This is a genomic window from Dellaglioa kimchii, assembly GCF_046115505.1.
Taxonomy (GTDB): Bacteria; Bacillota; Bacilli; order Lactobacillales; family Lactobacillaceae; genus Dellaglioa; species Dellaglioa kimchii.
The window spans coordinates 540903-560094 of record NZ_CP170736.1 but is presented as its reverse complement, the minus strand read 5'-3'; the positions used below and the strand labels follow the sequence as shown (position 1 = coordinate 560094).

Genomic DNA, 19192 nt, shown 5'->3' with positions numbered 1-19192 from the left:
ATTGCTTGGTAATTTTAGTAGTCCGTTCAAGCCAAATGATATTCATAAAATAACATCATAATAACCTGAGAGAGGGGTTTTAAAATGAAAGTAATTAAAGAAGCAAGCGGATGGATACTTCGGGGACTACTTCTTTTTAGTGGATTATGTTATGGTGGTCTCATTTATCCAAGTATAGTAATACATGGAAAATTAGCGCCATTTTCATATTATTTTGGAGGCACATTATGGGACGATTTGGCAGTGGTCATGGGATTATTAACATTTTTATTGTTAATAATCCTAGCTATAATGCCTAATAGATATTTAAAACGTTTTTGGAAATATTTTTTTATTAGTACAGTAAGTATTTTAGTACTTTCCCTCCCAGGTACATTTTTATTATTAACCATAATTTCTTTGTGGGAATTGATCATTATATTATTAATAGAATGGGGAATTACATTGGGGCTTTTGCTTATAATCAAAAGCACAGATTAAATTTGTTACCTAATAAACGAAAGCCTATCTCTTAGTTGAGTTAGGCTTATTTTATTGGGTCTAGAATATCTGTCATTAGTAATAGTTTTTACACTATCACCAACAACAGATATTGTAGACCCCCTTTTTTGTTTTCAGAATAGAAAACTAGTGTTGATGAATTTTATTTCACCAACACTAAAAAGTGTAGACCCTCAAAGTTTATAATTAACATTTTGTCGTTGGGTTACTATTGGTTTATAATAAAAAATAGATAAGGGGGTTATTCAATGCAAAAACTATGGGTGACGTTTTCGCAAAAATTGTTAAGAGTTGATCTACGTTTTAAAAAAACTTTTGTTTATCAAGCAATTGAAAAAACATTTGCAATTATCTTACCATTTATTATTATTGGAAGTTTTAGTATGGCGCTTAGTTCTAGCGTTTTATCAGAACAAGGGTTCTTTAATCAAGTATATAATATTTCATCATGGTTACCTTATGAAAAAATCATAACAAATATATTCGAAATTATTAATACAGTTACAATGAGTTTTATCGCAGTAATGACAGCTTTTTTGAGTGCAAAATACATGACACGGTCCTTTAAAAAAGATGAACAAATTGCAGGATTCACTGGGGCGGTCGGAATGCTTATTTTGAATTATAATTTATCAAGTTTAAATCCTGATAGTGATCAGGGGACATTCATGATTCAAGAGTTAGGTGCTAAAGGAATTTTTATCTCACTAATTTTGGGGGTCTTTGTAGGATATATCTTTAAATGGTTTTCACCTAAAAATAAACAAGAAAAAGCAGATCAATATACATTTATTTCTCGTGGTTTAGAGAGTCTGCTACCTATAGTGATAATATTAGGGATTTTAATTGGACTAGTCATGTTAGTTTCATTGGTTAATCAAATTGGTGTGAATGGTCTTTTATATTCTATGTTTAGATTAACAGAAGTTAAATCAAAGCATTTAATTATAACTATTCTATTTTTATCCTTTTTCAACACTATTTTATCAGGTATAGGAATTTCGGGTTCTTTGGGAATTGCACAAGGCGGCTTAGATGATACTTCGGTTGTTAGCAACTTAAGTTATGCGTTAAAACATGGCACGTCATTCGGTGTACCTTATCCTATTTCTATACATACAATTTATGATAGTTTTGGTAGCTTTGGTGGAACAGGAATGACCTTATCTTTAATTATAGCGATATTGATAATGTCTAAAAATAAAAATAGTCGTAAAATAGCAAAAATATCAATTATTCCAAGTTTTGTGAATATTAATTTTCCATTGATGTTTGGTTTGCCAATTATTTTAAATCCTATTTTAATGGTTCCGTTTATCTTATCACCCATCGTTTCAATGGTGATTGGGTACTTCTGTATTTACTTTAAGTGGATACCTCCAGCAGTTTACAGCTTGCCTGAAACAACTCCAGCACCATTGATGGCATTTTTAGGAACTGATGGATATTGGAGTACATTAGTTGTATCAGGAATTGTGCTTATTATTACAGTTTTAATTTATATACCGTTTGTAAAATTAAATAATAAGGCAATGAATATTGATGGAGGTAAGCTAAATGAAAAACAAACGAAAAATAGTTAAATACGTGTTTATTTGGATAGCTATCTTAGCTTGTTTTTTAGCCGTTATCATACCGGCAAATACATGGAACAATAAAAAAGTTAAAACTAGCCGAATTATTCATAATTCAAAGCTAAATCCTGTTATTTTAATACCAGGAAGTAGTGCAACTCAAAATCGATTTGATGAATTGATTGATGTTTTAAATACTTCAACAAATCGAACACATAGTTTGTTGAAGATAACGGTTCAGAAAACTGGAAAACTTAAAATTACTGGTAAAATAGCTAAACGGGATATGCAACCTTTTATAGTTGTTGGGTTTGAAGATAATTCGAATGGCTATAATAGTATAAAAAAACAAGCTAAATGGTTTGATATAGCGTTTACGTATCTTGCTGATAAGTATAAATTTAATCAATTTAATGGTATCGGGCACTCTAACGGAGGTCTTATTTATACGACATTTTTAGAAGAATATTTTGATGATAAAGCGGCCTCAATTAATACGTTAATGACGATAGGTTCACCATATAATGGTGAAGAAACTAATCAGAGTACGAGAACACAGATGTTAGCGGATTTTGTAAAGAACCGAAAAAAAATTCCAACTAACTTAGTGCTGTACTCCATTGCTGGAACAGAGAATTACAATAATGATGGAATTGTTCCGTATCAAAGTGTTAATGCCGGGAAGTATATTTATCAAAATCAAGCGAAATCCTATACAGAAATAACTGTCACAGGAAATGAATCGGAACATTCTGATTTGCCACAAAATAAACAAATTGTCGCTTTGATTGAACAGTATATTATTGCTTCCCAAAATTCTAAAAATAATGGACCAGATGATAAGAAAATTTAGAATAGCGCTTGATTATTATTGTGATGAACTATGTATAGTTGTACATTGTAAAAATAGTCTTAATGATTTTAAATATGTACAGTATATTAATCAAATAATGCCGATGGCGAGTGCTGTAGTTAATTATTTAAAATAGTATAAAATATAGGCCCTTGTCAACTATTGCTGATGAATGATATTAAAAAAGTTCTAATCGCTAAGTGATTAGAACTTTTTTGTATGAGTTTTAAGAGTATAGAGTGGTTTAGTTCAAAATTTATAAACATTTTGAAAGCTAATGCGCTATATAAAATGTGTCTATGACAACAAATAAGTTGGGAAAAAATATTTAACTAGTTTGGGCAGGGGTCATAATGATATGTCTAAAAAAATTGGCCAATCCCGTAATGAATTAACATGGTTATTAAACCAATGATAATATTTCGTATAATGGCAACTTTAATTTTACCATCACCTAGTTTGGAGCTAATAAAGGCTGTTAAAGCCACCGCTACTGAAACCGCAATAATTGTACCAATCATTTTCCAATCATTTGGTAATACAATGATGGCAAGTAGTGGGAAAATACCACCTAAAGCTGCAGAGATAAGTGAAGAAAAAGCGGCATCCCAAGGGTTCATATAATGTCCTAATTCGAGACCGTATTTAACATTAATAATCGTTTCGAGTGGCTTTTTTTGCATCAATTCTGTAGCAATTTCAAAAGAGGTTTCTTCAGAGACGCCTTTAGCTGTATAGAAATTTTGAACTTCATGAATTTGATCAGCACGACTCGTAATCATACGCTGCTTTTCGACGGCTACAGCTGCTTTTTCGGTGTCACTTTGTGAACTGACAGAGGCATATTCACCAGCTGCCATAGAAAATGCGCAAGCTATTAAATCAGTTAAACCAGCGATGAAAATAATGAAATTATCTGTTGTAGCTGCTGCAACACTGAATAGGACACCTACAACAGTTAAAATACCATCATTAGATCCTAGTATACCTGCTCGAAGTGAATTGAGTTTTTCATCCATTGTTTTATATTTTTTTTGTTTAATTTTGGTTTCAGATGTCATGAAATTAAGTGTCCTTTCCTAATGAGCAAATAAAGTACCAATAAAGTAAGTGACTAGCATTGTTAAAATACCAGAAACAATATTACGAATAACAGATTTCGTCCGATTCGAGTTACCTAAAGTTGCAGCACTAAATCCTGTGATAGCTAGTGCAATAATAACAGAAATAGATGTCGCAATGACCTTGAATTCAGCAGGGAATAAAGTAATTGCAAGTAAAGGCAGCAATGATCCAATCGGAAAAGAAATCATTGATGCAATCGCTGCCGCATAAGGATCCGTATAGACGTTAGGATCAAAGCCATATTTTTCACGCACGATAGTATCTAATGGGTTAGCCGACATCATTTCATCTGTAGCTTTTAATGCTAAGGATGAAGAAATACCTGTTTTAAAATATTTTTGATAAACATAATTATATTCCTTATCATAATTATGTTTTAGATTGTACTTAGAGTTAGCAGTGGCAACTTCTTGTGAATCTTTTTGAGTACTTACAGAAACATATTCTCCCATAGCCATTGAGACAGTACCGGCAAGCATACCAGCAATACCTGAAATGAAAATAGAAAAATTATTATTCGTAGCACCAGCGACACCAATGACAATCCCAGCAACGGAAAGAATACCATCATTAGCACCCATAACACTAGCTCTTAAAACGTTTATTTTCTGAGATAATGATAATTTTTTAGACATAACTCTCTCTCCTTTGTTATAATGGTTCTAAATATATAATCATTATAAATCAATTCAATAGATAAAGTCCACATATTTTATAAAATATGAGATAATGGACACAGTTAATTAAGAAAACGGGGGTCGTTAAATTGATCGATAAAAATCTTGACCAGGCTTTAGAAGTTTTAAAAGAACGTGGTGTACGTATAACACCACAGCGTAAAATAATTCTTGAATATTTAGTAACGCAACACAACCATCCATCTGTTGAACAAATTTTCAACGGAATTAAAGATGGGAGCGTAGGGTTAGGTATAGCCACCGTCTATAATACGTTACAAATATTAGTTGCTCAAAAATTAGTGATAGAATTGTCTAATGGCGATGACGGTAAAATGCATTACGATTACTTTGGCATACCACATTATCACGCTATTTGTCTAAATTGCGGTAAAATAACAGATATTTTTACAGAATTAACTTTTCATGAGGCAGAGCAAGAGGCTGAACGTCAAAGTGGCTACTTAATTGAAAGTACACATGTCGAAACGCTTGGATATTGTCCAGAATGTCAAATTAAACTTGGTTTAACTAAAAATAATAAATAATAGATATTAGTAGATACAATAATCAGTAAAAAATTGGTTGTAAGTACCAATTTATAGATATAATCTATTTTAAATAAAGGTTAAAGCTGTTCAAAAATCAGTTATCACACTTTAGGGTAGATAATTAAATAGTCGTATCATTATGTTCTTGCGTCATACAAATAAATATATCCACAAAAAAAGCAGAACTTAAAGTTCTGCTTTTTTTGTGGATATATTTAAGTAAATGATTAAAGCACAAATTTCGCACAGTAAGATTAAAATTGTCATTGGAACATAAGAATGGTCCCCCATGATTCCGACGAATGGAGAAAGAATGCTTCCAACTAGGTTCATACCAACGCCAAGTATGGCAGAAGCACTTCCTGCGTGTTGTCCTTGTTTCTGCATAGCTAATGAGAAGGCCGTTGTATTGACGATACCAACCATAGAAACAATTAAAAATAAACTGACGAGCACTAATAATAACGAGTTACTAATAAATAATGAGGCCGTTAATAGTAGGCTACCAAATAATGCAAGGTAAACACCTAATTTTAGACCAGTTTGTTCAGAAAAAGTATCTGAAATTCGTGAACTTAATTGAGACATTATAACGATACCTAAACCATTAATTGCGTAAACTAAACTGAACATATTGGAGGATAGATCAAAAAGATTTTGTAAAACAAATGATGATCCAGAAATATAACAGAACATTGCGCCTGAGATAAAGCCTTGAATTAGAGCATAACTCAAGAAAAATTTATCAAAAATTAAATTTTTAAGAATTTTTTTCGTTGAATCACCAGTATTTGATTGCGACTTATCAGGCATAATCTGGTTAGTTTCTGGTAATGTCACTAATACAAGCAGAAATAAAAGCAAACCGATGACAGTTAAGATAACAAAGATACCGCGCCAAGATGTGAATTTTAGAATAAAACTGCCAAGAATCGGTGAAATAATCGGGAAAATTCCATTAACAGCCATTAAGAGAGAGAAAAAACTGGTTAATTTTTTTCCGGTGTATAGGTCTCTAGCTATTGCTCGAGAGATTACAAGTCCAGCAGATCCCGCTAAGCCTTGTAATAATCGGATAATAACCAAAATTGTTATATTCTGACTTGTTGCTGCGATGATAGAGGTAATAGCGAACAAGATGAGTCCCAAAAGTAATGGCTTTCTACGGCCAATTTTATCACTGTAGGGTCCAACTATTAGTTGTCCAAGCGCCAATCCAAGTAAACAAGTCGTAATCGTCAACTGGGTAAGCGATGCAGTTGTATGTAAGTGTTGCTGAATGACTGGTAATGCTGGCAAATACATATCCATTGATAATGGACCAAAAGCACTTAATGTTCCTAATAAGAAGGTTAAAAATAATTCATGCTTTTTAGGATTTTTAAAATAAGAAAAAACCAACAATTTCACGTCCTTTTAAATGATTAATAAATATACCATAGAATAAATATTAATAAGTTACAATAGTATTGTCAAAATTTGGGTCTATCAATATAAGTTTCTTAGGTTTATGTGTTAATCGATTTAACAATTCAGGTACCTCTAATGAAGATAAATGTGAATTGATGGGGAGACTATTATTATTATTTTCCAATAAATCAGTTAATGAATAGGTATTTTGGGTAGACAAATTAAAATCGCCTAACTCATTTTCTATATTTACCAAGATATATTTCTCAGGATGCCTTTTAATTGATACAGAAGTATCTTCATTTAATGAAATTACTTCTGTATCAGGATAAAAATACGTTAATAATTGATAGGTTGTCTTATCTAGTGCGATTATTTTATCTAATTTTTTAGCCATTGTCGCTAACTTATGAATTAAATAAAGATTTTCGTTGGCGACGTTGACAGCAGTTAATTCTTCTACTTTTAGAAGTTTAATGAGATGATCTAGAACCGTAATTTCAGTGTAATAATTAGTATCTATCATATTCACAGTATTCAAAATAAGAACATCTAATGGTAGGCGATTTAAGTCATGAATCCATTTCTTAGTTCTCTTTTTATGAGGGCCAGCTAAACGAGTATCACCAGCTAAAAAGGCTTGTTTCTGCATTTCATCTTCTACTAAAAAAGCTAATGAACCCGTGTATATTGAATCAGATAAAAAAGCAATTACTGTAAAATCACCAATTGTTAGTGCAGTATTAATCGGAATAATTTTATAATTTAAGTGTGTTTCACTAATTTTACCTAGTAAGGCAAATTGTTGTTTTAATTCAAATGCTTCTTTGGACAAATAGATAGGTAATTTTTGCATCATGTCAGATTCAAGAATTTTTTCATGGATATCTATTGAGAAGTATGAAAGAAAAAGAGCGTCTGGTTGTTCATTTAGTTGTGAATCAATGTTAAATTGAACGATTGAATGTGGACTTTTAAATTGTGAGCTACTACCAAATAAGTTATTTGTTATATTAATTTTGGTCATTATATTCCTCGCTTTCTAATTAGAACTATCATACCATGATGAACCTAAGTCGTCATACTTGTCTAAAATAATCAGTGGTGTACAATGTAATTATTAAATAAGAAAGCTGGTAATTTCATGTATTTAAAAATAAGTGAAGACGCAAAAAGTAAGATTATGAAACTTATGGGGAATGATTCAGAAATCTTGCTTGATTTTGACGATGGTGTTGGTGCTTTATCAAATGAAGGAACATGTACGTTAGATTCAAGCTTTAGAATGTTAGTAATTGATGATCAGAACGATAGCAAGGCATATGATGGAACAATTGATTCAGATTTAGGTCCCATTAGAGTAAAAGAATACAGCAAAACTTATATGGATGAGAATATGCAACTTGTCGTAAATGAACGATTTAATAGTTTAGCATTGCATGGAGATAATTCAGGACTATTAACAGGTAATGTTACTTTAGAAAGTCTTGTTAAAAACTAAAAAAAATCGTAAACAATTTTTATTGTTTACGATTTTTTTAGTTTATTTTTTAATTTTTCTCTCATAACGTGTGTAGTATAGGAAAGCGACTAATCCAGAAAGGACAGGACCAGATATCATCCAGAGAGCATTACTTAATGTATCGCTGATAACAGTGAAAATAATTCCAAAGGCTAAAACTAACCAGACGACAATAGTAATAATATTTGTAAGAGTTCTATTCTTATAAACTTCAAAAGGTCGATTTAAGTCTTGACGTTTTTTAAAGAATGGAAATGCACCAATTAAAAATAGATAAGGTACAGAAGTTGAGATATTTCCCATTAATGTTAATTTTGAATAGAACAATGTTGAATTTGAACCTCCAAATGAAACGGCCATAATAATGACAATAACGACGGCAGCTTGAATCCACATTGCAAATTCAGGCATACTATGTTTATTTAATTTCGTCATTTTTGCTGGCCAGATATCCTTAGGTGTCCCAAGAATAAATGATTTAAGTGGAGAGTAAATCAAGACGAAGAATGCACCTGTATAAGCCATGAACATGCTTAAACCGGTAATTCTAGCAAGTGTATGACCAAAAATTGTCGAATCACTTGCGCTCATACCAAAGCTTTGACCTGCAAAATTACCTAAGTTTTCCATCAATACGTAAGAGATATTACCTAGGTTGGCGTTTTGACCACCAAGTTTACTCCAGTTTGTACTAACACCCCAGAAGAAGATTGAGATCGAGTAAGCAAAAAGAATTAATAAAGTGGAAATGATTAAACCCTTTGGAAAATTTTTCTTAGGATTTTTAATACTATCTGTAACACCACTAACTGATTCCATACCACCGTATGCAAAGATAGCAAAAACAATAAATGAAATTAGCGCGATAGGTGATTGATAGCTAGGATTTCTAGAAGTTATAATACTTGTCATACCGTGCCATGGTTCTTGGAGTGCACCGTGATTAACAATTAAAATAACAATACTTAATAGTAAAAAGATAACATTTAAACCTAAGATAGCAATACCACCAACTGAAGAAATCTTGGCAATACTACTGATACCTCGACTAGCAACAAAGGTAACTAGCATAATCCAAAGGATTGCGAGAATACCAATAGTTTGTGTTGAAGATAGGTCAAAGATAGCCCAAGATTGTGTTTGATCACTTCCAGAAAAAATTGTTGAAAGTGGAATCCAAACTTTAGATGCAATTGATACCATCCAGACAATCCATGCAAACAGCCAAATAAATGTTCCTGTGAAAGCAAGCTTGGGGCCAATTGATTCAGCTAACCAAGAATAAATGCCACCTTTTGATTCATTTAAAGCTGAACCATATTCTGCAAACATTAAAGCAGTTGGTAAGAAAAAGAAGAATGCTGCTAAAACATACCAGATAATACTAGCATAACCCATTTGAATAAAGGCGACGGGAGTATTAGCAAATCCAAAAATAGTTGTAAAAATCATTAAAATGAAACTTGTTAGGGAAATTTTCTTTTGTTTGTCCATAAGACTTTTGTAATTCCTTTCGGTTTCTTATATTTATAAGTTTTGGTCAGTTTTAAAATTTAATGGTGATAGGTCAGTTGATAATGTAATTAGCTGACTAATTAAGGCCTTAACCTTGATTTCAGCAGCTTCAGTAATTTTTAGATTTTCTTTAGTTAAAAAATCCGTTAGTTCTGTGCCACTTTTGGAAATTGATTCTGTTTGAATCCATTTTACAGAGGCATTAAATTGACTTAATAAATCTTTTTGGAGATCTTTTAGCAATGAGCCAAATTCTAAGTAATGTGAATCAACCAAAATACCTAATTGTTTATATAACCAGTAAGCAGATTTGTCATCATATACATCGGTACCAATTTTATAATTCTCCGGTGTATCCGTAATACCAGCAAAGAAGGGTACATAAACACTTTGAGCCGTAACACCCATTGATAGCCAGTGAATACCACCAATTTCAAAAGGTAAATCAGGTCTAATTTGTAAAATATGAGACTCTTGTGTTTTTGCTAAACTAATGGGTCTGAATTTATGTTTATCACTGATTGAACCAGTTCCAATCGGATCATATTGAGTTCCTTGGAAATGCGAGCCAAGAATTTGTTCTAAATCTTCACGTTGAATTAAATGATCAGCCTGACGAATGAACGGTAAATTCATGCTCATAGGATCTTGTGAAGCAACTGATGGTGTTAAAAGTAATTGGCCATACCAAACTCTTGGCGTGCTGTAAATGGCATCAGATTGATCATGAGTTCCAAAGATATCTCTAAAATTAAATGAATCCTTTTGGTTATTTAAATGATTATCAGAAACAAATTTCTGAATACCAGAACTAAACATAAAATTAGCGGAATCAGTAAAGTTAATTTCTTGAATAGCTAGTTGATTGGCAACAACCGCATAAGAATCATCTGGAATACGTTGTGCAACCCAATGGTGACCAGTTGCAATTTCCATATACCAAACATTTTTTTGATCAGAGAACAAGACACCATTTGTTTCACTTGATCCGTATTTTTCTATTAATGATCCAAGGTAACTAACACCTTCTTTTGCGGAGTGAATATAGGGAAGAGTAATTGTTACGATTGCTTCCTCACCAATCCCGTTTTCAGTTAGTAAGGGATCGTAACTGAGAACCCTGCTATTAGCGTATGCACTTTCGGTAGCGCTCATAGCAACACCATATTCATTAAAGCCATCTTCTTCAAAAATACCAAATTTTGGCGTCCATTCAGGAGTAGCTGAATATTTACCACGAATTTTTGGTAATGGCATTTTAAAATGGTTATCCGGTGATTCAAATAAAGGTGATTGTTCAAATTCTGTATGAGCATGAATAACAAAATGTTTTGGCCATGCTGTTTTTGCATCTTCATTGCGGCCAATAAAAGTCGACCCATCTGCAGTTGCTTTAGAACCAGCTAAAACACTTGTACATGCTGAAAAATTAAAAGGGTCTGTCGTCATGGATATTTCTCCTCCCAGTAAATAAATTTAGATATTACCATTTTATCATTTAATTGCTATTTTTAAACGCCATTTGTAAATAAATATTCGTATTTAACCGGTTACGCTGTATAAGGTTAGTTTAATAGAAATTTAAAATGAGAGATTACTCATTTTATTAATATTATTGTTTAATAAAAGGTAAAATGAAAAGAGTCACATATAATAGGAGGGAGATTTATGAAGTTATCAATTTCTGATAAAAATAAACGACTAGTTATAATTGTATTTTCGGGATTATTAATTGCATTATCCCTTAATTTCTTTCTGATTCCAGGAAATATTTTTGGAGCGGGTGCCAATGGTATTGCCCAATTACTTTCTGCTATTTTTTATGATCTATTTCATATTAAAATTGGTACTGGATATTTAATTATGTTAATAAATATTCCAATTGGTATATTAGGCTGGTATAAAGTAGGACGTTCATTTACATATTATAGTGTACTGACCGTTGCTTCTTCATCTCTCTTTACGGTAATTTTACCAGTTCACCAATTATCAACTAATCCATTAATGGCAGCATTATTTGGTGGTGTAATAAGTGGTATTGGCGTTGGATTAGCATTGAAATTTGGATTTTCAACTGGTGGGATGGATATCATTGCACTTGTTCTAGCTAAGACGACAGGTAAAACAGTCGGTTCATTAATGTTATCAACAAATATGATTATTATTTTAACGGCTGGATTTTATTTCAGTTGGGAAAGTGCTTTGTATACAATTATTTCTAATTATGCTATGTCTAGAGTTGTCGACGACATTCATACATCACATCAAAAGTTAACAGCATTTATTGTTACAAAAGAAGCAGATTTAGTTGTTGGAGCGCTCCAAAAATCATTAATTCGAGGAATTACAGTGATTGACTCAAAAGGTGCTTTCTCAAATGAAGAAAGTAAAGTTTTGATGTTAGTTATTACACGTTATGAATTATATAATTTAAAAATGACAATTAGTGATGTTGATCCAAATGCATTTATGAACTTAGTTAATACGGCTGATATTGAAGGTAATTTCTTAAACTCAGATCAACAAGAATTATTAAGAAAAGGGCAATCAACTAAATAAAAAGGAGATTCATTATGCCAATTATAAATATTGATTTAATTGAAGGTCGTTCACAAGAACAACTTAAAAATTTAGTTAAAGATGTGACTGATGCTGTTTCAAAAAACACTGGTGCACCTACAGAGCATATTCATGTGATTTTAAATGAAATGCGTAAAGATCGTTATAGTGTCGGTGGTATTCTAAAAAGCGACGAAAAATAAATATCATTAAAAATGACTTCTGGTATATTCCAGAAGTCATTTTTTATACAAAAATAACAAACCACTACTGATCTGTTACTAATTAACGATTATTTAGCTAAATTTAAATAATTCTTTAAGTAATGAGCAAGCCCATTTTCTTGATTATTTAAAGAGGTAACATCATTGGCTAGACCTCTAATTTCAGAAGTGCCATTTTTCATTGCAACGCCCCAGCCAGCATATGAGAGCATTTCTTTATCATTACTTTCATCACCAAAAGCAACGATATCTTTTTGTGAGATACCATAGTAATCTGCTAGATAAGAAACACCAATTGCTTTTTGAATACCTTTTGAAACAACTTCTAGAACAGGTTTTGGTCCGCCCCAAGTGTTGACTTCGATAACATCACCATATTTTTCAAGTAGTCTAGATGTAATTAATTGTTTTTTATCTTGATCGACAAACATCGTAATTGATGTCGGATCATGTTGTAAATTTTGTTTATTAAGAATTTGATTTGATCTTAAAACTTGTGGGAAAAAGCCTTTTACTAGCTGACTTGCATTGTCAGCCAATAACATATTTTTTCCTTCGGCAGCTAACATATTAATACCTAATTCTTTTCTAGCGTTAAGAATATCAAAAACAATGTCTCGATTAATTGTATATTCGTATGATTTATCCCAATTTTTATGTGGAATATGTGCCAGGGCACCATTAAAATTAATCATTGGTGTTGTTAATCCTAATGAATCATAAATTTGTTTTGAGATACGATATGGGCGTCCCGTTACAATACTGACAATATGTCCTTCAGCCGTTGCTTGAGTAAGTACTTTTTTTGTCGTTGAACTAACTTCCGCATTATTATTTAAAGTTGTGCCATCTAAATCAATTGTAATTAATTTTTTGTTCATCGTTATTGTTCCTCCATCAACTTAACTTTATGTGAATAAGATTTACAGTTTTTTATCTTAATTAGTTTAGGATAGCATTTGAGTATACAGTATTCAAACGTATTTAACCATTTTTTACCTATTGTTATAAAATCGTATCTTTAATATGGTCTGATTTTTAAAGTAACTTTGATGGGGCATTATATTAAATTTCAGAAAAAGTAAAGAGTTCAGTAACATTAAAACAATAGATTGCAATGCTAAAATAGAAACGATAAACTAGTAATATTAGCTATTCAAGAGAGGATTAATCCTATGAGTGAAAGACGGAGCGCAGAAATAATTAAGAAAGATATTTTGACACATTTAGAAAAAGTGATGGATCCTGAATTGGATATGGATATCATTAATTTAGGTTTAGTATATGAGATTGAGTTAGACAATGATAATAATTGTAATGTACAAATGACTTTGACCACAATGGGTTGCCCGTTAACAGGTGTACTATCTGAATTAGTCGAAGATGCGTTAAAGCCAGTACAAGAAATAAAAAAAGTAACTGTACAATTTATATGGAGTCCAGCCTGGTCAATTGAACGTATGTCTAGGTATGCCAAAATGGCACTCGGTGTCCATTAAAAGTTAGGGGGAAATTAAATTGATGATGCGAAGAAGATACATATTTATAGTTGCTATCTTACTACTTACATTCTTTACTACATTTTTATTTTTTAAGATGCAGGAAAAAGATTTAATCACAAAATTAGATAATCATAATCTATCTAAAAATGCGTATGTTCTTAAAACAAAAGAACAAAATTTAGATAAATATAATATAACGTTAGCAAAGTCAGGAAAAATTTCTGATTTTCAAATTCATTATCAAGTAAAAAATAAAAAAAATATTTCTTATTTTTATGCGAAGGGTAATTATGATAAACCGCCAATGGTCTCTGGAACCTTTTTTTCAAATAATGATTTTTTATCTGAAGTCCCGGTGGCAGTAGTTGGTCGAAACATTGAAAAAAAATTATACTCGCCATTTCATCAGCAGTATTATAAATTAAATGGGCAATACATTTCAGTCATCGGTATTATGGGAGATAAATACAATTCCGAGTTGGATAACCAAATTTTTATTGCGATGTCAACTGCAGACACAAGTAATTTGAAGGCAAATAATACAAATATTATTCTTGATTCAAAGCATGTTGTGACTAAGAATGTGTTAACGACCGAATTAACTAATACAACAGTTTCTAAACAGGTCAATGATAATTTGATTTTAACTAATAACTCATGGATCAGTCGACATTGGCAACAAGCAGTGGGTTTAATGGCTGTTATTGCTAGTGTTATGGTCGCAACGTATATTTGGATTGTTGGTGTTAGTAAGCAAATTCGTAATCAGAAATTTATCAAGCAATCAAAAAAACTTATTATTTGGAATAATTTGTTAATTTACATGGGTTCGTTCTTAGTTGGTGGCTTAATAGGAACTGCGATTGGTCAGTCACAATTTTCGATTAAAACAAATATGATCGCTCTGTACGAATTTGAAGGTACTCTCTTTATTGTTGCTTCAGTTATTTTCTACTTTGTTATCCGTAGAAGGGTTAACAAACGTAATGACTAATAAAAACGCCAAATCAGTTAGATTCATTATCTAACTGATTTGGCGTTTTTATTATGTAAACATGATTATATTTGATTTTTAAAATTTTGTAACTCTGGTGATAAAATCATTCTAATTTTTGTTAAATCGCTTAAATTTTTGGTACCAAGTAATAGCATAAGCATGTTAATTTTTGATTGATAATCTAATATTGTATTTGTTAGCGCATCTTGACCTTGTTTATTGAGAATGTGCAAGAATGCACCAGAGATACCAACACTTTTAGCGCCTAAAGCGAGACATTTAACAATATCTAATGGGGTACGAATACCACCAGAGGCAAAAATTGTTAACCCTGTTTGCAGAGATTTTGTATCAATGAGACTTTCAGCTGTGGTTAAGCCCCAATCTTCTAGAAAGGAAAAATCTTTAGCATGTCTACGTTCGTTTTCAATCATGGCAAAATTTGTTCCACCACGACCAGAAATATCAACATAACGTACACCAATATCAGCTAATTGTTGAACCGTTTTATGTGACATCCCAAAACCAACTTCTTTAACAATAATGGGTACTTCAAGCCGGTTTACGAGTGTTTCAATATTCTTCAACCAATAAAATTCACGTTCACCTTCTGGCATAACAATTTCTTGAGCGGCATTAATATGAATTTGTAGGGCGTTTGCTTCAATCATATCAACGGCTCTTTTTGCCTGTTCTAATGTCGCGTTAGCGCTTAAATTAGAAAAGATGAGGCCATTTGGGTTCTTTTCGCGAAGTATTTTAAATGTATGAGCCATAGAAGGGTCTTTTAAGGCAATACTTTGAGAACCTGTTGCGATTGGCGTATTTGTGATAGCTGCAACTTCGGCTAATTGTTGATTTAAAATACCCGTTTGTTCACTACCACCAGTCATAGCATTAATATAAAAGGGCGATTGAAACGAGAAATTTGGAAGCTCAACGCTAGATTGAATATCATTAATAGAAAGCTCAGGTAAATTTGAAGGAATAAGCTTGATTTCATTCAATTGATTTTTTGATTCAGTATTGAATAATTTTTCGGCGATAAATACATGTTCATCTTTTCTGTGACTTTGAATTAAATTATCGTCTTTAATCATAAAAAAACTCCTTATCCTATAAGGTCACTTTGATATTCAAAGGCTGAATATCGTTTTGTGCCCAATCTTTAAATAATTCAGTACGATTTGTTTCAGAAGTTGCTAATGCAATACCGCAATCACCGCCGCCAGCACCTGACGTTTTTGCGGCAGCATGTTGGGATTCTGATAAATTACAAAGGGAAGTTAATGATTCGGTTTCAATTATCACCTGACTAGCATCGGCTAATTGTTGCAAGATCATTCGATTATTTGTAATTTCTTGTTGAATAATGATGGAATTATTTAATTTAAAGCCATTAATCATCGCAGTGACACATTTTTTTGAATCTTCTAAAAATTCAGAGTAAGTCTTTTTTTGTTTTGCTTTAAAAAGGGCCATCTTATCAACAAAAATGGAAGTTGAAGCTGGAGAGCCAGTCCAACCGATTAATAATTCTAAATCTTTAGGTTGTGGTAGGCGTTGGACAGAAAGCATAGGCCAATCCATAGTTAAAAGTTCGGTTAGTGGCGTACCTTTTCTCATAATTTTCAACCAATCTCGATCGAATGAATAATAAGCAATCCAACCGCCATAAACACTAGCGGCTATATCTCCGAGTGAACCATTTCCCTGAACATCTAGGTGAGCCATTGCTGATAATTTAAATAGAGCGTTATCTGTTAATTTTAAATTGTAAAATTGTGAAACGGCACGAACGGTTGCTACGGTAACCGCAGCAGAACTACCCAAACCATATTTTTTACCATCAGTACTATCTAAATCACTATCAATATTGACGTGATAATTAACCATCTGTTTCCCGATGGATTGTGCATATAATTCGGTTAAATGAATCGCCGATAATATGTAGTGAAAGGGGTTATCTCGATTATCAAAAATAATTTTAGTCCCTTGACGATACCAAGATAAAGAATTTTCTTGGTATTGTTTAGATGAGATACTACCTGTTTCTTTACTCTTTTTAATTGTTACAGTTACAAACTGATCAATAGCAACAATGATTGCTGGTGATCCAGGTTCAACAATTGCGTATTCTCCTGCAATATAAAGTTTTCCTGGTGCTTTAGCGGTGATCAAATAGGCTCAATTCCTTTCAATATGGATAACACTAGATAAGTGTCGCTCCAGGTCCAGGTTTGGCAACCAAAAGATTTTTTTCACCAAAAAGTGGACTTAATTTTTTTAAAATATAAGGTGTTTCAGCTTTGGAACAAATTATTTTAACATTTGGACCAGCATCCATTGTGAAATAACAGGTAATACCTTCTTGACGCAAGTCACGAATAGCATCCATAGCACGTATGCTATCAGGATTAAAATAGGTAAAGCTGGGATTAGCGCTTAATGTTGTTGCGTGCATTTTCATTGCATTATTTTCGGCAATTTGACCGACTTTTTCGAGGTTTTTCTCTAGAATAGCTTTTTTCATATCAATTAAATCACGTTCAGAAGATTTAACCCAATCATTGTAGAAAGGTGATGTGTCCACGGAATGTTGCATCCCAGAGCGAGAATCAATCGCTTTTTCATGACTATTAATCATAATAGCAATCATTTGAATATCCCAATCAATCGTTTCTTCCATCGGTACAGCAAAGGAGTCTTCATCATTGTGACCTTTTTCCCATTCAACTAGGCCACCAAAAATAGAGCGACTAGCTGAACCAGAACCACGACGTGCTAATCGTGATAAATCGCGTCGATTTAAATTTAAACCAATTGCTTGACTGGCAGCAAGTGCGAGTGCAGCATATGCGCTTGCTGATGACGCAAGCCCTGCTGAAGTTGGAACGTGATTTACTGATTCTACTTTAGCATAAATATTTTTTTGTGCTTGATTACGAACAACGTCTAAAAAGGCTGATACTTTTTTATCCTTTTTTTGTTTAGTATTTAAAAAAAAGGTATCTTCAGTTAGTGTATCGTCAAAAGTGACCGTAGTATCAGTATAAAAATGATCTAACGTCAAAGATAGGCTATTGTTGTATGGGATAATTAAATCTTTATTTTGTTTACCCCAGTATTTAATGAGTGCAATATTAGTATGAGCACGTGCTGAAATCTTATTTTTCAATATGTTGTGACTCCTTTTTAAGGGGTTGAATCCAAGTTGCAATGGCACCATTGCGATTTAAGAGATGACTTAGATTTAAAGCTTCTTCAGGTGTTTTGACTAGGGCTATCATACAACCACCGCCACCACCACCGGTAAGCTTGGCACCTAAAGCGCCATTTTCTAGACTTGTTTTGACAAGTGCATCTAATTTGGGATGACTAACACCTAAGGATTTTAGTAAATGATGAGCCCTAGATAATGTATGTCCTAAACTTATAGCATCATCTGTTGCAATTTGTGCCTTAGCCATACCTGTTAATTGACCAAGTTCAGAAATTATTTTTTCAGTTACATCAGGACTTGATAAGACGCGATCACGAACTTGACCAACAGTTAAACCCGTTTGGCCCTTGATTCCAGTATCAGCAATCACTAAGGTTGCCTCTATGTTTAATGGGACGGGGTAAGCCTCTTGGTGCTTAATGAACCAAATAGGATCATGGCTACTAGTTGTTGCGGCATCGATACCACTTGGAGAACCATGTGTGGTCGTTTCAGCGATATTGGCAATAAACAGAAGTTCATCGCGATCAATTTTCGTATCAAAAAAAGCGTACAAACTTCGAATTATGGCAATAACTGTGGCAGCGGAAGATCCCATCCCTCGTTCAGATGGAATGTCACTTTCAATCGTTAATTTAAATGATTGATGTCGTTTATTCAATGATTTTAAAATGTACTGGATAACTTGTTTAATGCCACGCATATTCATGGGAACATTTTTCAGTTCACCACTATAAAAACGACTTGTGATCCATTGTTTATCTGGCATTGCTTCCGTTAAAACTGATATTTTAACATTTGGTAAAGGAAGGGCAATAGCGGGTTGGCTATAGACAACAGAGTGTTCGCCGATTAATATAATTTTAGCATGGCTAGTACCAAGAAATTTTGCTTCTGTATTATCTGACAAATTGTTCAAAAAAAGAGTCCTCTCTAGATGAATTTACTTCCATTATCAT

The 19192-nt window shown here is 32.6% G+C and carries 20 protein-coding genes; 9 read left to right on the top strand and 11 right to left on the bottom strand.

What is annotated here, in order from left to right:
• Positions 1–84: 84 nt before the first annotated feature.
• The 3 genes from ACE83Q_RS02670 (at position 85) to ACE83Q_RS02660 (ending at position 2928) form a co-directional block, all read left to right on the top strand.
• Entirely contained in the window at positions 85–480 is a 396-nt protein-coding gene (locus ACE83Q_RS02670; RefSeq protein ID WP_409022595.1) for a hypothetical protein, read from the top strand.
• 269 nt (positions 481–749) lie between these two features.
• On the top strand, positions 750–2084 hold the full coding sequence (locus ACE83Q_RS02665) for a PTS transporter subunit EIIC (RefSeq protein ID WP_409022594.1): 1335 nt from the start codon (positions 750–752) through the stop codon (positions 2082–2084).
• Positions 2059–2928, top strand: a complete 870-nt coding sequence (locus tag ACE83Q_RS02660) for an alpha/beta hydrolase (RefSeq protein ID WP_409022593.1) — start codon at positions 2059–2061, stop codon at positions 2926–2928. The genes ACE83Q_RS02665 and ACE83Q_RS02660 overlap by 26 nt, the downstream gene beginning before the upstream one ends.
• 362 nt (positions 2929–3290) lie before the next feature.
• Here ACE83Q_RS02660 and ACE83Q_RS02655 read toward each other — a convergent pair whose 3' ends face one another.
• Together ACE83Q_RS02655 and ACE83Q_RS02650 are read right to left on the bottom strand one after the other, a co-directional pair.
• Complete coding sequence (locus tag ACE83Q_RS02655; protein WP_409022592.1) at positions 3291–3989, bottom strand: VIT family protein; 699 nt, start codon at positions 3987–3989, stop codon at positions 3291–3293.
• Between the two features lie 18 nt (positions 3990–4007).
• A complete protein-coding gene (locus ACE83Q_RS02650) occupies positions 4008–4688 on the bottom strand; it encodes a VIT family protein (RefSeq protein ID WP_409022591.1) in 681 nt (226 codons plus the stop codon).
• Positions 4689–4819: 131 nt separating this feature from the next.
• Here ACE83Q_RS02650 and ACE83Q_RS02645 point away from each other — a divergent pair, with 131 nt between their 5' ends.
• Entirely contained in the window at positions 4820–5278 is a 459-nt protein-coding gene (locus tag ACE83Q_RS02645; RefSeq protein WP_409022590.1) for a Fur family transcriptional regulator, read from the top strand.
• A 189-nt stretch (positions 5279–5467) separates the two neighbouring features.
• On the opposite strand, the gene ACE83Q_RS02640 is transcribed toward ACE83Q_RS02645, so the two are convergent.
• Positions 5468–6682, bottom strand: coding sequence for a multidrug effflux MFS transporter (locus tag ACE83Q_RS02640; RefSeq protein ID WP_409022589.1), 1215 nt, complete (start codon positions 6680–6682; stop codon positions 5468–5470).
• Between the two features lie 49 nt (positions 6683–6731).
• Entirely contained in the window at positions 6732–7718 is a 987-nt protein-coding gene (locus tag ACE83Q_RS02635) for a hypothetical protein (RefSeq protein WP_409022588.1), read from the bottom strand.
• Positions 7719–7835: 117 nt separating this feature from the next.
• On the opposite strand from ACE83Q_RS02635, the gene ACE83Q_RS02630 reads away from it, so the two are divergent.
• Positions 7836–8192, top strand: coding sequence for an iron-sulfur cluster biosynthesis family protein (locus ACE83Q_RS02630; protein WP_409022587.1), 357 nt, complete (start codon positions 7836–7838; stop codon positions 8190–8192).
• Between the two features lie 42 nt (positions 8193–8234).
• On the opposite strand, the gene yjeM is transcribed toward ACE83Q_RS02630, so the two are convergent.
• Together yjeM and ACE83Q_RS02620 are read right to left on the bottom strand one after the other, a co-directional pair.
• Positions 8235–9707, bottom strand: coding sequence for a glutamate/gamma-aminobutyrate family transporter YjeM (yjeM, locus tag ACE83Q_RS02625; protein WP_409022586.1), 1473 nt, complete (start codon positions 9705–9707; stop codon positions 8235–8237).
• Between the two features lie 33 nt (positions 9708–9740).
• On the bottom strand, positions 9741–11177 hold the full coding sequence (locus tag ACE83Q_RS02620) for a C69 family dipeptidase (RefSeq protein WP_409022585.1): 1437 nt from the start codon (positions 11175–11177) through the stop codon (positions 9741–9743).
• 219 nt (positions 11178–11396) lie between these two features.
• On the opposite strand from ACE83Q_RS02620, the gene ACE83Q_RS02615 reads away from it, so the two are divergent.
• Together ACE83Q_RS02615 and ACE83Q_RS02610 are read left to right on the top strand one after the other, a co-directional pair.
• On the top strand, positions 11397–12287 hold the full coding sequence (locus ACE83Q_RS02615) for a YitT family protein (protein WP_409022584.1): 891 nt from the start codon (positions 11397–11399) through the stop codon (positions 12285–12287).
• A 14-nt stretch (positions 12288–12301) separates the two neighbouring features.
• Positions 12302–12490, top strand: coding sequence for a 2-hydroxymuconate tautomerase (locus tag ACE83Q_RS02610; protein WP_409022583.1), 189 nt, complete (start codon positions 12302–12304; stop codon positions 12488–12490).
• An 89-nt stretch (positions 12491–12579) separates the two neighbouring features.
• On the opposite strand, the gene ACE83Q_RS02605 is transcribed toward ACE83Q_RS02610, so the two are convergent.
• Entirely contained in the window at positions 12580–13392 is an 813-nt protein-coding gene (locus ACE83Q_RS02605) for a Cof-type HAD-IIB family hydrolase (protein ID WP_409022582.1), read from the bottom strand.
• 294 nt (positions 13393–13686) lie between these two features.
• Between ACE83Q_RS02605 and ACE83Q_RS02600 the strand changes: the two genes are divergently transcribed.
• Together ACE83Q_RS02600 and ACE83Q_RS02595 are read left to right on the top strand one after the other, a co-directional pair.
• Positions 13687–14010 (top strand): metal-sulfur cluster assembly factor, encoded by a 324-nt coding sequence (locus ACE83Q_RS02600; protein ID WP_409022581.1) that lies wholly within the window; start codon positions 13687–13689, stop codon positions 14008–14010.
• Between the two features lie 22 nt (positions 14011–14032).
• The gene (locus ACE83Q_RS02595) at positions 14033–15007 is read left to right on the top strand and encodes an ABC transporter permease (protein ID WP_409022580.1); all 975 of its coding nucleotides are present in this window, start codon (positions 14033–14035) and stop codon (positions 15005–15007) included.
• Positions 15008–15072: 65 nt separating this feature from the next.
• On the opposite strand, the gene fni is transcribed toward ACE83Q_RS02595, so the two are convergent.
• The 4 genes from fni to mvk are packed head-to-tail and all read right to left on the bottom strand — an operon-like array spanning position 15073 to position 19152.
• Positions 15073–16110 carry a type 2 isopentenyl-diphosphate Delta-isomerase gene (fni, locus tag ACE83Q_RS02590; protein ID WP_409022579.1) on the bottom strand — a complete coding sequence of 346 codons (1038 nt, stop codon included), beginning with the start codon at positions 16108–16110 and terminating at the stop codon, positions 15073–15075.
• A 16-nt stretch (positions 16111–16126) separates the two neighbouring features.
• Positions 16127–17191 (bottom strand): phosphomevalonate kinase, encoded by a 1065-nt coding sequence (locus ACE83Q_RS02585; RefSeq protein ID WP_409022578.1) that lies wholly within the window; start codon positions 17189–17191, stop codon positions 16127–16129.
• Positions 17192–17222: 31 nt separating this feature from the next.
• The gene (gene mvaD, locus ACE83Q_RS02580; RefSeq protein ID WP_409022577.1) at positions 17223–18188 is read right to left on the bottom strand and encodes a diphosphomevalonate decarboxylase; all 966 of its coding nucleotides are present in this window, start codon (positions 18186–18188) and stop codon (positions 17223–17225) included.
• Complete coding sequence (gene mvk / locus ACE83Q_RS02575) at positions 18178–19152, bottom strand: mevalonate kinase (protein ID WP_409022576.1); 975 nt, start codon at positions 19150–19152, stop codon at positions 18178–18180. Before mvk ends, mvaD begins: the two co-directional genes overlap by 11 nt.
• Between the last annotated feature and the right edge of the window lie 40 nt (positions 19153–19192).